Below are 12,648 nucleotides of genomic sequence, written 5' to 3'. Positions count from 1 at the left end.
GTGGCTCAGGAGCCTCCGCGGGCCTCGCTGACCTGACGGTCGGTCACGGTCGAGGCTTCGTGCTCCGAGCGCTGGGTGCTCCGGTTGGCCAGCAGGGCGAGGACCAGGGAGAGCGTCGCCACCGCCAGGCAGGCGAGGGTGGCGTGGAAGAAGGCGGTGTTCGGGGTGGCGGCCGAGCTGTTCAGGTAGATGCCCGAGATCGCGGAGATGCCGACGGCGGCGGCTATCCGCTGGGACATCTGCAGGATGCCGCCCGCGACCCCGGCGGCCTCGGCCGGGGCGTAGCGGAGCACCTGGGCCTGGTTGGGGGAGATGGACAGACCGGCGGCGGCGCCGGTGCAGAGCTGGCCGAGGGCGAGCAGCGCCGGGACCCAGCCGGACGGGGCGTACAGCGCGGCCAGGCCGCTGAGCAGCAGGGCGCCGATCCCCAGCCCCAGGCCGAGCGGCACCACGTGCCGGCCGAACCGCTGCACCGCCCGCCAGGCGAAGGACGAGACCACCGCCATCGCCAGCGCGGACGGCAGGGTGACGGCGGAGGCGGCGAGCGGGGAGAGGCCGAGGCCGTCCTGGAGGAACATCACCAGCACCAGACCGGCGGCCAGCGCGGCGCCGAACTGGCACATCGCGGTGAGCGTGCCCAGGGTGTACGGCGCCGAGCGGGGCAGCGCCGGGTGGATCAGCGGCTGGCGGCCGGTCGCCGCGTAGTGCCGCTGCCAGGCGACCAGCAGGCCGGTGAGGGCCAGCGCGGCGACGCCCAGTGCGATCTTGGTGCCGAGGGCGGCGGGCTGGACGAACGGGAGCATCACGGTGACGGTGATGGCGGCGGTCAGCAGGAGGCCGAGCGGGTCCAGCGTGGTGCGCACGGTGGTGCTGCGGGGCGTAGGTGTGGGCAGGTGACGGATCGCCAGGAGAAGGGTGGCCAGACCGGACGGCGCGCTGATCAGGAAGGCGAGCCGCCAGCCCCAGTCGGGCCCGGCCAGCGCGATCAGGGCGCCGCCCAGCGGCGGGCCGAGGGCGATCGCGACGGCGCAGGTCACCTGGTAGAGGCCGAGGGCACGGGTGCGGGCGGGGCCGGTGAAGACGTCCTGGAGGGTGCCGATCATCTGCGAGTTCACCAGCCCGGCGCCGGCGCCCTGGAGGAGGCGGACCGCCACCAGCAGCCAGGGAGTGGAGGCGGTGGCGGCGAGCAGTCCGGCGCCCACGAAGAGCGCGATCCCGGCGACGAAGAACGGCTTGCGGCCGCGCAGGTCGCCCAGGCGGCCGCCGGGGATCAGGGCGAGGCCGAAGGCGAGGGAGTAGCCCGCGACGATCCACTGGATCTGGGTGGGGTCGGCGTGGAGTGTGCTGCGGAGCGCCGGGACGGCGATGTTGAGGACAGAGTTGTCCAGCATGGTGGTGAAGCCACCGGCCAGGCAGACCGCCAGGATCTGCTTCTGCTTCGCTGTTTTGTGCACGGAGGGAGGCTAACGGGCGCGGGGCGCTCCGGGGAGAGGGGGGTCAGGCCGAGCGGCCAGCAGTGTCCAGGGTTCGGGGCGGGCGAGGGCGAGCCGGGGTTTGCGGTCGGCCCAGTGGCGGACGGCGGTCGCCATCACGGCGGCGGGGTCGGTGACCTGGTGGGTGGGGGTGAAGGGTTCGGTCATGGCGGTGTAGCTCTGGAACATCGCGAGCAGTCTGACGGCCTGGGTCTGGAACGGCGAGAGGTGCTGGTCGGCGAGCGGGAGGAAGAAGCGGTTCCAGCTCTCGACCGGGACCAGCGGTGGCCGTTCGATCGGTGGGACGCTGTGCCGGGCCCGGTACTCGTTGAGGGTGTCGCAGATGACGTCCAGCAGGGCGGTCAGAGTCAGGCAGGCCGGTCCGGCGGCGATCACCTCGGTCCTGGGGGCGGACGGCGGATCGCCGAGGGCGGCGGTGGCGATCACCGCGGCGACCTGGTCGACCGGGCTGATCTCGGCGAAGCCGCCCGGGTCGCCGACCACCACGGCGGCCAGGCCGGAGACCAGGGCCTGCAGGATGGTGTACGGACCGGAGAACCGGGCGATCCGCCCGTCCGGCCGGCGGCCCACCACCAGGGGCGGCCGAACGACCGTCAGGGCGCCGGGGTGGTCGGCTCGGACCAGCTCCTCGCAGCGGGCCTTGGACCACTCGTAGCCGTTGCGGTAGCCCTCGAACTCGGCACCCCGGAGATCCTCGGGGTTGCGGGTGCCGCCGACGTAGGCGGTGGACACGTGGACCAGGTGGGTGTCCCGGTCGGCCAGGTCGAGCACCGCCCGCAGGGGAGCGAGATTGGCGCTGACGGCCTCCTCGCGGGTGAGGGTCCAGCGGGTGCTGGCCGCCGCGTGCACGATCACGTCCCAGTGGCCGGTCAGCGCGGCGGGCGGGGGCTCGGCGCCGAGGTGCCAGCGGACCGGGGCGTCGGCGGTGGGGCGGCGGGCGACCTGGACGGGCGTGTGCCCGGAGGTCCGCAGCAGGTCGGCGACCTCGGTGCCGACCACACCGGTGGCGCCGGTCAGAAGGATTCGCATGTCGTCGTTTCTGGTGGAGTGTCAGGTGACTGGAGTGGTCAGGTGGCCGGGGTTCAGGTGGTTGGGCTGAGGACCAGGCAGGCGTTCTGGCCGCCGAAGCCGAAGGAGTTGGAGAGCACCGGTGCAGGACCGACCGTGCGGGGGACGGCCGTCACGAGGTCGACCAGGTCGGCCTCGGGACTGGTGGTGAGGTTGGCGATCGGCGGGACCACACCGCGGCCCGCGCAGAGCAGGGCGAGTGCGGCCTCCAGGGCGCCGGAGCCGCCGATCAGATGGCCGGTGACGCCCTTGAGGGCGGTGACCGGTGGCGACTGGCCGTCGAAGCAGCGGTCGATCGCGTGGGCCTCGGCGCGGTCGTTGAGCAGCGTCGAGGTGCCGTGTGCGTTGACGTGTCCGATGTCGGCCGGGGTGAGGCCGGCGTCGGTGATCGCCCGGCGCATGCAGCGGGCGGCCACCTCACCGTCCTCGCGCGGGGCGACGATGTGGAAGGCGTCGCAGTTGTCGGCGTACCCGGACACCTCGCCGTGGATGGCGGCGCCCCGGGCGACGGCCAGGTCCCAGCGTTCGAGCACCAGGACGGCGGCGCCCTCGGCCATCACGAAGCCGTCCCGGTCGGTGTCGAACGGGCGGCTGGCCAGCTCGGGTTCGTCGTTGCGCACGGACATCGCCCGCATCCGGGCGAAGGCGCCGACCACGACGGTGCTGACCGAGGAGTCGACGCCGCCGGCCACCGCTGCGTCCAGCTCGCCGTACCGGATCCGGCGGGCCGCCTCGCCGATCGCGGTGGTGCCGCTGGCGCAGGCCGAGGAGTAGGTGGTGCAGGCGCCCTGGAAGCCGTAGCGCAGGGCCAGCCGGCAGGCGGCCGAGTTGGCCATGGTCCGGGGCACGGTGTGCACGGGCAGGTCCTGGGGCCGGGTCCCGTGGCTGAGGGTGACTTCCTCCATGCTGGGCAGACCGCCGATGCCGGTGCCGATCTGGACGCCGATCCGGTCGGGTGCCGGGCCGGCCGGGTCGGTCAGGGCGGCGTGGTCGACCGCGTCGGCGGCGGCGCAGAGCAGCAGGACGGTGGCCCGGTCGACCTGCCGGGCCACCCGGCGGGTGACGTACGCGTCGACGTCGAACGGCGGTACCAGGCAGGCGAAGTGCACCGGCAGGTCCTGTTCGATCAGGTGGTCGACCAGGGTGGCGGTGGAACGGGCCTTGAGCACGCTCTCGTACGCCTGCTCCAGGTCGTTGCCGGCCGGGGACTTGAGGCCGATGCCGGTCACCGCGACGCGGTGGCCGCCGGAGGGGTGGGCGGTCACGGGCACCCGACCGTCCGGGCCGACAGCAGGTCGATGGCGTGGCCGACGTCCTGAGCGCTCGTCAGGTCCTCGACCGCGATCCGCAGGGTCAGGGCGCGTTCCAGCCGGGCGCCGATCTCCATCAGCTCCAGGCTGTCGATGCCGTGGTCGGTCAGCAGGCTGGTGCGCTCCTGGATCTCCTCGATTCCGGTGCCGAGTACGTCCGAGATGGTCGTCCTGACCGTCAGGGCCAGTTCCTCGCGGGTGGGCATGTGTGTCGTTCCTTCCGATGGTCCGATGGTCCGATGGTGGGTCAGGGGGTCGGTGCGGCAGCGACGGCGGCGTCGAGGATGTCGAGCGCCTCGGCCAGGTCCGCCTCGGTGCTGACCAGGGGCGGCAGCAGCCGGACGGTGGTGGGGCGGCCCAGGCAGGGCGACACCAGCAGGCCCCGGGCGGCGAGTTCGACCACCACCGCGCCGGCGGTGGCGGGCGAGACCAGGTCGAGGCCGCGCAGCAGGCCCCGGCCGGGTACGGCGCGGACGGTGTCCGGGTGGCGGCTCCGGAGCCGGTCCAGGCCGGTGTCCAGGAGGGTGGACAACAGCCGCCCGTGTCCGGCGAGTTGTTCGATCGTGCCGAGAGCCGCGGGCAGGGCGGCGCAGCTCAGTGGGTGGCCGCCGAAGGTGGCGGAGTGCAGGAACGGGTCGGCGGCCAGCGGGGCGTACAGCCGCTCGGAGCAGACCAGGGCGGAGAGCGGGACCACGCCGCCGCCCAGCGGTTTGCCGAGCAGGACGCCGTCCACCGGCAGGCCCTCGGCCAGCGCGACCGAGGGCTCCCCGCAGCGGCGCAGGCCGCACTGGATCTCGTCGGCGATCACCAGGGTGCCGTGCCGCCCGGCGTCCGCGCACCAGCGCCGCAGGACGTCGGTCCGCAACGGGACGGCGCCGTTCTCGCCCTGGACGGGCTCGAAGACCAGGGCGGCCGCCGGGCCGGTGGCCAGCTCCCTGGCGACGGCCTCCGGGTCGTCCGGGTCGATGTGCACGACATCCACGGCGCAGCCCTGCAGGCCGACCCGGTAGAGCGGACTGTGCGTCAGGGCGAGCGCGCCGAGCGACTTCCCGTGGAAGCCCCCGCGCACCGCGATCACCCTGTCCCGGCCGGTGGCGAGCCGGGCCAGCTTGACCGCCACCTCCACCACGTCGGCGCCGTTCAGCCCGAAGTAGACCTTGGGCAGCGTGCCGCCCAGGTGGCCGGCCAGGCAGTCGGCCGCGCGGGCGGTCACCGGGTTGGCCAGGCTGTGGGTCGCGGTCGGCATGGTGTCGAGCTGGTGCCGGACGGTGGCCGAGCAGGGTGACCGCGTAGGAGCCGAAGTCCAGGACCGAGCGGCCGTCGGAGAGGGTCACCCGGACGCCGTCGGCCGCGGCCTCCACCGCGCCCCGGCCGGCGAAGCTGCCGGTCAGCGCGAGTTTGGGCGAGAGGTGGCGGCGCAGCTGGTCGAACACCTCGGTGGCGGTGGTCACTTGGCCGCCGTCAGGTCGAGTGGCTGGTCCGTGCGCCGGCTCTTGAGCGGCGCGAGCTGTTGCCGGAGGGCGGCCAGCATCTCCTCGGCGTTCTCCCGCAGGGCCTTCGCCGCGATCGGGTTGAGCATCTCGGCGAGCAGCGGGATGCCGATGTCGAAGTCCGCGTGCAGGGTCACCAGACTGCCGCCCGGGGTGGCGTCGACCGCCCAGTGGCCGACGAACTCGCCGAGGTCGCCGGTGAGTTGGCGGAAGTCGAAACGGCGGGCGGCCGGGTCGATCACCTCGGCCTCGGTCCAGCGCAGCACCGATCCCTGTAGCCGGACCGACCAGGCGGTGGTCCGGTGCCGGGCGTCGGGCTGCTCGGTGATCACCACCGAGTCGACGCTCGCCATGCAGTGCGGGTAGCGCTCCACGTCCACCACCGCCGCCCAGACGGTGTCGGGCGGTACCGCGATGGGCAGTTCCACTTCAACGCGTGGCATGGGAGAACCCCTTCTGGTCGTGGTCGTGGTCGGCAGTGAAGGCGGCGGCGTGCGGGCCGAGCGCTTCGGCGAGTGCGGAGGTCAGTGCCGGAGGCAGTACCCGGCGGAGCAACGCCCTTGGCAGCGGGCGGAGATGGGTCATCGCGTAGTACTGCTCGACCAGCTCGCAGCCGAGCTCCAGCTTGGGCTGGTACGCGGTCTGGGCGAACCGGATCTGCCGGCAGCCGGAGTCGATCGCCAGCCGGATCGCCGCGTGGTGCACGGCGTGGTAGAGCCCGGCGTCGTGGGCGATTCGGTAGTCCAGGCCGATCCGGGCACCGGTGGCGCCCGTCCCCGCGAAGAAGCAGAGCAGGAAGGCGACCAGCCGCCCGTGCTCGAAGCAGGCCACCAGCTGCCGCCCGGCCGGGTCGCCGGCCTGGACGGCGGCCAGGAACGAGGCGTCCAGCACGTCCAGGGTCTGGTCGGCCCGGGCCATCACCTGCCGGTACAGCGCGAGCATCTCGGGGAGCAGCTCGGTGAAGTCGTCGAGCACCTCGGTCCGCAGCCCGGGCCAGGCCGCGGCGCGGCGGATCTTGCTCCGGGCGTTGCGCCGGGGCTTGGCCGGGAGCCCGGCCAGATAGTCGTCGAACGAGCCCTGGCCGAGCCGGAGTTCGGTGTCCGGCAGGCTCGGCAGGAAGAAGAAGCCGGCCGTGGCCAGGGCCGGGCGCAGTCCGGCGAGCTCGGCCGGGGCGAAGTCCTTGAACACCACGGTGCCGAGCCCTTCGCGCCGGGCCAGGTCGAGCACGGCGGCCACCAGCGGGGGCATCGCCTCGGGCGGGAGTCGATCCGGCGTCAGGACGTGCCCCTGACCGAGGAGATGGCCGCAGAACAGCATCGGTACCCGCAGCAGCCGGGGGAACAGGCGGCGCACCGGTGCCAGCAGTCGGCGCTCGCGCGGGCCGACCACGTCGTCCAGTCGCAGATTCCGGAACAGGCAGAGCGGCAGCACCGCGATCACCTCCGCACCCTGACGCAGCACCAGGTACGCGAAGCCGTCCGGCCCGATCCGGCCGCGCTCCATGGCGAGCAGGACGGCGCGCGACCACATCGGGTCGTCCGGTGGGGCGAGCTTCTCCCAGAGCGGGGCGGGCAGCAGCTCGATGCTGCGGACCACCTCGGCCCGGTAACCGTCCGGCCGGGTCACCGCGGTCAGCCGATCCGCAGCGGGAGGCCGTCGAGGAAGTCCCGCAGCGGTCCGGCCATCCGGCCGCGGGCCGGGGGGTGGAAGGTGAGTCCGGCGGCGGCCGAGGCCAGGTAACTGCCGTCGGAGGAGCTGACGAAGGCCATCCCGCCGAGCGCGGCCAGACAGGTCCTGGTGGTGCGGGCGATGGCGTCCTGGGCCGAGTACCTGGCGGTCAGTGCGGCGACCAGCAGGGCGTCGGTCCACTCCTCGTCCGCCATCGCGCGGGCCACCGCCTCCACCGCGAGCATCGCGGCCTCGACGTCCACCAGGTACGTGCTCGGGTCGTCGGCCCCGCTGCCGGGCCGGGCCAGCACGCGTTCCACCAGGGCGCTGGCCACCCCGAGGTAGCCGGCCGTCAGCAGCAGTTCGAACCAGAGGAACCCGGCCACGTTGAGCGCGTCGGGCACGGCGTCGGCGGTGACCTCGGTCAGGACCACCATCTCCAGGTCGACCTCGACCTCGGTGAGCACCACCTCGTCGCTCTCCGCCCCGGCCAGGATCGGCGTCCGCCAGAACGGTCTGACCTCGATACCGGGGGACCGCGCGGGAATCAGCGCGACGGCCAGCCGCTCGACACCGTCCTGGTCGGTCATGGTGACCGAGGCGGTCAGCAGGTCCATCGAGCGGGAGAGGCTGCACGGCATCTTGCTGCCGTTCAGCACGACCCGCTCGCCCCGGCGCTGCGCGGTGATGTGCGGCTTGAGGATGTTCTGTCCGGCCCGGCCCTCCGCGAAGCCGGAGGCCAGCAGCAGGCCGTCCCGGGCGATCGCGGTCAGCAGCGCTCCCTCGGGCCCGCTGCCGTCCGCCGCCCGGACCAGCCCCGCGACCGAGAAGTGGTGCATCGTGGTGGCCACCGCCAGGGAGGGGCAGCGGGCACCGATGGCGCGCTGCACCCGGACGGCCTGCAGCGGCGTCGCGCCCGAGCCGGAGTGCCGGGTGGGGACCAGCAGGGCGGGGCCGCCGGCTGCCCGGAAGGCCTGGATCGCCGGGCTGGGCGCGGACTCCAGCCGCTCCAGTGGCTGGGCGGCGAGGGCTGCGTCCAGCCCGGGCATGAAGGTCTCCAGAGTGGCGCGTTCGCGGTGCAGGAAGTTCACGGGTGATCCCTTCGGGGCGGAGTGGTGGGTAGGGCCCGGCGCCGGACCCGCGCTACCTCGCGCGGGCCAGCGGGAGGTGCTCGAAGGCACGCAGGCCGGCGCCGCTGCGCCGGGCGGGTGGCCGCCCCGACAGGGTCAACCCCGGGAAACGGTCCAGTAGTTGGTGCAGCAGGGCGGCACCCTCCAGGCGGGCCAGTGCCGCGCCGAGGCAGTAGTGCGCTCCCGCGCTGAAGCTGAGCACCCGGATCCCCGGACGCCGTACGGTGAAGATGTCCGGGTCGGGGTGCCAGGCGGGGTCGCGGTTGGCCGCCGCCAGGACGGTGATCACGCTCGCCCCGGCGGGAAGCAGGACGCCGCCGACCTCCACCGGCCGGGCGGCGATCCGTTCGGTCATCGGTACCGGGGTGTCCCAGCGCAGCGACTCCTCGAGGGCGGCCGGGACGAGCTCGGGCCGCTGCCGGAGGAGGGCCCACTGGTCGGGGTGGGTGAGCAGGGCGAACACCGTCAGGCCGAGCATTCCGGTGGTGGTCTCGAAGCCGGCCACGAAGACCAGGATCAGGGTGTCGACGAGTTCGCGCTCCGTCAGGTCAGGGTCTCCTGAGGTGTCTTCGGCCGTTTCCTCGGTGCCGTACAGCGCGACCAGGGTGGAGGCCAGGTCGTCGGCGGGACGGGCGCGGCGTTCGCGCAGCAGGGCGGTGAAGTACGCCCGCAGGGCGGTGACCGCACGGTCGGCGCGGGCCCAGTCGGCCGGGGTGCGGACCGGCTCCAGCAGCCGTCCGGCGTCCTCGCCGAGCCGGCGGAACCGGCCCTGGTCCGCGCGGGGCACTCCGATCAGCTCGCCGACCACCGCGACGGGGAGCGGCGATGCCACCAGCTCCTGGAAGTCGGCGTCGCCTCCCGAGGAGGTCGCGTCGGCGAAGGAGTCCAGCAGCTCGGCGGTGATCTTCTCCACCGCTCCGCCCAGCGCGGCGATCCGGCGGGCACTGAAATCTCGGACCACCAAGCGTCGGAGCCGGTCGTGGGCGGCCCCGTTGCTCGCGAGCATCGAGGTGTAGAAGAACTCCGCAGCGGGGTGGTCCGGCCAATCCGGGACCTCGCGCGCGCACCATTCCAGATCAGGGACCAGGAAGTCGGGATTGGCCAGCACGGATTGGCAGTCGGCGAATCTGGTCAGGAAATGTGAGCCGATCGTCGCACTGTAATACAGCGGGGCGGTGCGCCTGAGCTCGGCCAGCGCGGGGTAGGGATTTTCCCGGCCTGCGGGAGTGAAAATTGAGAAGAGCGTCGACTCTGCATCCACCGGTCCGGCCTTGCTCGCCCGTAATGACTGGCGCAGCGTAGCGGAAATTCCCGGAGTTCATTGCTGTGGAAAGCAGATGAATTATGGTCAGTAGTTCGAGCACGTTTCAGTGCGTCCGGTGGCGCCGGGCCGACGGCGATTCGGCCGGGGCGCCGATGGCGGAGCGCGGGCGCGGTTGCACCCCGGGGTAGCGCGGCCTCATGCGCTCCCTCGGCCGGGCAGGGCCGGGTCAGGCGAGGTGACCGATGGGTGGCTCCGGGACCGGTGTCGGGTACGGCTGCGGGTTGGGGCTGGGGTTGGGGTCGGGGAAGGGTGGCGGCGCCGGGTCCGGCAGGGGGTCGGGGACGGGGGGACGGGTATCGGGGTTCGGGGGCACCGGGATGGTCATTCCCACCGGCCCCTGGGTGCTGCGCTGGCTGGGCATGGTGTCGACCTCCTTGCTCGGTGTACGCCTACCCGGCTCGGCGGGGACGACACCGGCCCGGTCGGTCCCGCTGCGGCGGGTCTATGATCACGCGAAACACCGGAGGGAGCGGCGATGCCCGAGGTCAGGAACGTGGTGCTGATCTGTGCCGACCAGTGGCGGGGGGACGCCCTGTCGGCGGCCGGTCACCCGGTGGTGCGGACTCCGTATCTGGACCAACTGGCCGAGCGGGGCGCCCGGTTCAGCCGGGCGTACTCGGCGACGCCGACCTGTGTGCCCGCGCGGGCCGCGTTGCTGACCGGGCTGGGTCAGCGCTCGCACGGCCGGGTCGGCTACCAGGACGGTGTGGAGTGGCAGTACCCGGTGACTCTGCCGGGGACGTTCCGGGCGGCGGGCTACCACACCCAGGCGGTCGGCAAGATGCACGTCTGGCCGGAGCGGGCCCGGCTGGGCTTCGACGACGTCCTGCTGCACGACGGCTACCTGCACTGGTCGTACGACCGGCGGCGGGAGCCGGCCGAGTACGACGACTACGGGCCGTGGGCGAGGGAGCGCGGTGCGGGTGGGCACGACGCGCACGGGATCGACTGCAACTCGGTGGTGGCCCGCCCGTGGGACCGTCCCGAGGAGCTGCACCCGACCAACTGGGTGGCCGAGCAGGGCATTCGGTGGCTGCACCGGCGGGACCCCACGGTGCCGTTCTTCCTGTACCTGTCGTTCCACCGCCCGCATCCGCCGTACGACCCGCCGCGCTGGGCGTACGAGCAGTACGCGGGCGCGGGGCCGCACCGGCCCGGGGTGGGCGACTGGGCCGGGGTGTACGAGCCCTGGCGGCGGGACGGCCGGGCGGACGCCAACGTGGCGACCTACCCGCAGGACGTGCTGGACCGGGCCAGGAACGGCTACTACGGCGCGATCAGCCATGTCGACCAGCAGATCAACCGCTTCCTGCAGGCACTGGCCGAGTTCGGACTGGGCGGGGACACGGTGGTCGCGTTCACCTCGGACCACGGCGAGATGCTCGGGGAGCACGGACTGTTCCGCAAGGGCTACCCGTACGAGGGCTCGGCCCGGGTGCCGCTGCTGCTGGCCGGGCCTGGAGTCGGCGGGGGAGTGGTCTGCGAGGAGGTGGTGGAGCTGCGGGACGTGATGCCGACTCTGCTGGAGTGCGCGGGAGTCGAGGTGCCCGGCGGCGTGGAGGGGCGCAGCCTGCTGCCCTGGGCGCGAGGCGAGGGGGCGGGCCCGGTGCGGGAGTACCTGCACGGCGAGCATGCCCTGTTGGGGCAGTCCCTGCAGTGGATCGTGACCGGGCGGTGGAAGTACGCCTGGCTGTCGGGGGAGGGCGTGGAGCAGCTCTTCGACCTGGCCGCCGATCCCGGGGAGCTGCGGGACCTGGCGGGGGACGGGTTGGCTCAACTGGCCGAGCTGCGGGGGCTGTTGGTCGAGGAGCTGACGGGCCGGGAGGAGGGCTACGTCCGGGACGGGCGGCTGGTCACGGGCCGGGAGCCGGTCACGGTGCTCAACTGCTGAGCAGCGCACGGGATCAGGAAGACGATCAACCCGCCGAGCCGGGCGCCCCCGGAGCGGGACCGGGACCATATGTGCTGCGTGGCAGGTGAGTTGGCACTGTCGGCCGGGTCACGGCGTCCAGGTCCGGTCCAGGAAGTCGGCGATCAGCGGGGCGATCTCCGGGAGGTGGTCCTCCAGGGCGAAGTGGCCGGTGTCGAAGAGGTGCAGCTCGGCGGCGGGCAGGTCGCGGAGGTAGGCGTGGGCGCCCGGGGCGGGGAAGAAGGCGTCGTTGGCGCCCCAGAGGACGAGGGCCGGCGGGGTGTGGGTGCGCAGCCACTGCTGCCAGACCGGGTACTTGCCGACGTTGCTGTGGTAGTCGAAGGCCAGGTCCAACTGGGGCTGGGTGCGGCCGGGCTGGTCGAGGAAGTGCTGGTCGAGCGTCCAGCCCTCGGGGGCGATCAGCTCGGGGTCGGTGGTGCCGCCCTCGTACTGGCCCCGGGTGGCGGGGAGGGTGAGCAGCTCGCGGACGGTGGCCTCGGCGCCGGGGGTCTCGGGGCGCAGGGCGATGAAGTCGCGGGCCATCGGGGAGAGTCCGTCGGTGTAGGCGTTGCCGTTCTGGACCACCAGTCCGGCGATCCGGTCGGGGTGGCGGGCGGCGAGCCGGAAGCCGACCGGGGCGCCGAAGTCGAAGGCGTACAGGACGAACCGGTCCAGGCCGAGCTGCTCGGTGAACTTCTCGGTGATGTCGGCGAGTCGGTCGAAGGTGTAGGAGAACGGGCCGCCGGTGGTGCTGGACTCCGGGACGTCGCTGTGGCCGAAGCCCGGGTAGTCCGGCGCGATCAGCCGGTACTGCGAGCCGAGGGCGTCGATCAGGCGGCGGTACTGGTGCGAGGCGGACGGGAAGCCGTGCAGCAGGAGCATCACGGGTGCGTCCGGATCGGTCGGGAGGCTCTCGCGGTAGAAGATCCGCAGGCCGTCGACGGTGAGGTGGCGGTGGCGGATACGGGCGATCATGGCTAATGCCTCCTGTGGTTGCTGTGGCATTAGTTTTGCCGAGACTGGCTAACGTGTCAAGGGATTGTCGTAGCATTAGGTCATGGATGAGGCGCTGACCGGCGAGCCACTGGCTCTGGACCTGCTCAACACCCGCCCCGCCGACGGTGACCTGCTGGCCGAGGTGACCGGGCTGCGGGCCTGGCTGCGACTGCAGGCCGGGCGCGGTCTGGTGGACGACCCGGCCGAGGCAGGGGCCGCCGAGCTGGCGGCCGCCCGGGGGGTGCGGGCGCTGGCGGCGG

General features: G+C 73.2%; 12 protein-coding genes. 2 read left to right on the top strand and 10 right to left on the bottom strand.

Features of this window, described 5'->3' with window-relative positions; translation table 11 throughout:
- Window positions 1-5: 5 nt before the first annotated feature.
- The 9 genes from ASC99_RS23190 to ASC99_RS23150 form a co-directional block, all read right to left on the bottom strand.
- Window positions 6-1,454, bottom strand: coding sequence for an MFS transporter (locus tag ASC99_RS23190; RefSeq protein WP_157531692.1), 1,449 nt, complete (start codon window positions 1,452-1,454; stop codon window positions 6-8).
- 9 nt (window positions 1,455-1,463) lie between these two features.
- Entirely contained in the window at window positions 1,464-2,522 is a 1,059-nt protein-coding gene (locus ASC99_RS23185; protein ID WP_057235102.1) for an SDR family oxidoreductase, read from the bottom strand.
- Window positions 2,523-2,575: 53 nt separating this feature from the next.
- Window positions 2,576-3,826 (bottom strand): beta-ketoacyl synthase, encoded by a 1,251-nt coding sequence (locus ASC99_RS23180; protein WP_057235193.1) that lies wholly within the window; start codon window positions 3,824-3,826, stop codon window positions 2,576-2,578.
- Window positions 3,823-4,077, bottom strand: a complete 255-nt coding sequence (locus ASC99_RS23175) for an acyl carrier protein (protein ID WP_057235100.1) — start codon at window positions 4,075-4,077, stop codon at window positions 3,823-3,825. The genes ASC99_RS23180 and ASC99_RS23175 overlap by 4 nt, the downstream gene beginning before the upstream one ends.
- A 41-nt stretch (window positions 4,078-4,118) precedes the next feature.
- Window positions 4,119-5,117, bottom strand: coding sequence for an aspartate aminotransferase family protein (locus tag ASC99_RS23170; RefSeq protein ID WP_235583099.1), 999 nt, complete (start codon window positions 5,115-5,117; stop codon window positions 4,119-4,121).
- 201 nt (window positions 5,118-5,318) lie between these two features.
- Complete coding sequence (locus ASC99_RS23165) at window positions 5,319-5,804, bottom strand: type II toxin-antitoxin system RatA family toxin (protein ID WP_057235098.1); 486 nt, start codon at window positions 5,802-5,804, stop codon at window positions 5,319-5,321.
- The gene (locus ASC99_RS23160) at window positions 5,791-6,987 is read right to left on the bottom strand and encodes a GNAT family N-acetyltransferase (protein ID WP_235502574.1); all 1,197 of its coding nucleotides are present in this window, start codon (window positions 6,985-6,987) and stop codon (window positions 5,791-5,793) included. Before ASC99_RS23160 ends, ASC99_RS23165 begins: the two co-directional genes overlap by 14 nt.
- A 5-nt stretch (window positions 6,988-6,992) precedes the next feature.
- On the bottom strand, window positions 6,993-8,120 hold the full coding sequence (locus ASC99_RS23155) for an acyl-CoA dehydrogenase family protein (RefSeq protein ID WP_057235096.1): 1,128 nt from the start codon (window positions 8,118-8,120) through the stop codon (window positions 6,993-6,995).
- Window positions 8,121-8,172: 52 nt separating this feature from the next.
- On the bottom strand, window positions 8,173-9,267 hold the full coding sequence (locus ASC99_RS23150; protein ID WP_082598554.1) for a cytochrome P450: 1,095 nt from the start codon (window positions 9,265-9,267) through the stop codon (window positions 8,173-8,175).
- A 691-nt stretch (window positions 9,268-9,958) separates the two neighbouring features.
- Here ASC99_RS23150 and ASC99_RS23145 point away from each other — a divergent pair.
- Entirely contained in the window at window positions 9,959-11,374 is a 1,416-nt protein-coding gene (locus ASC99_RS23145) for an arylsulfatase (RefSeq protein WP_057235092.1), read from the top strand.
- 108 nt (window positions 11,375-11,482) lie between these two features.
- Here the strand turns inward: ASC99_RS23145 and ASC99_RS23140 are convergent, their stop codons facing one another.
- Window positions 11,483-12,367, bottom strand: coding sequence for an alpha/beta fold hydrolase (locus ASC99_RS23140; RefSeq protein ID WP_200948386.1), 885 nt, complete (start codon window positions 12,365-12,367; stop codon window positions 11,483-11,485).
- An 82-nt stretch (window positions 12,368-12,449) separates the two neighbouring features.
- Here ASC99_RS23140 and ASC99_RS37590 point away from each other — a divergent pair.
- Window positions 12,450-12,648, top strand: a 199-nt coding sequence (locus tag ASC99_RS37590; RefSeq protein WP_200948385.1) for an ABATE domain-containing protein, incomplete at its 3' end; no start/stop codon positions are given.

Source organism: Kitasatospora sp. Root107, assembly GCF_001424875.1.
GTDB lineage: Bacteria > Actinomycetota > Actinomycetes > Streptomycetales > Streptomycetaceae > Kitasatospora.
The sequence above is the reverse complement of the archived record's forward strand: the minus strand, read 5'-3'. Positions and strand labels throughout refer to the sequence as shown.

Excerpts from the sequence above, each read along its gene's own strand:
- ASC99_RS23170 (WP_235583099.1), bottom strand. The coding sequence starts at position 5,117 with ATGCCGACCGCGACCCACAGCCTGGCCAACCCGGTGACCGCCCGCGCG.
- ASC99_RS23165 (WP_057235098.1), bottom strand. The coding sequence starts at position 5,804 with ATGCCACGCGTTGAAGTGGAACTGCCCATCGCGGTACCGCCCGACACC.
- ASC99_RS23140 (WP_200948386.1), bottom strand. The coding sequence starts at position 12,367 with ATGATCGCCCGTATCCGCCACCGCCACCTCACCGTCGACGGCCTGCGG.
- ASC99_RS23145 (WP_057235092.1), top strand. The coding sequence starts at position 9,959 with ATGCCCGAGGTCAGGAACGTGGTGCTGATCTGTGCCGACCAGTGGCGG.
- ASC99_RS23185 (WP_057235102.1), bottom strand. The coding sequence starts at position 2,522 with ATGCGAATCCTTCTGACCGGCGCCACCGGTGTGGTCGGCACCGAGGTC.
- ASC99_RS23175 (WP_057235100.1), bottom strand. The coding sequence starts at position 4,077 with ATGCCCACCCGCGAGGAACTGGCCCTGACGGTCAGGACGACCATCTCG.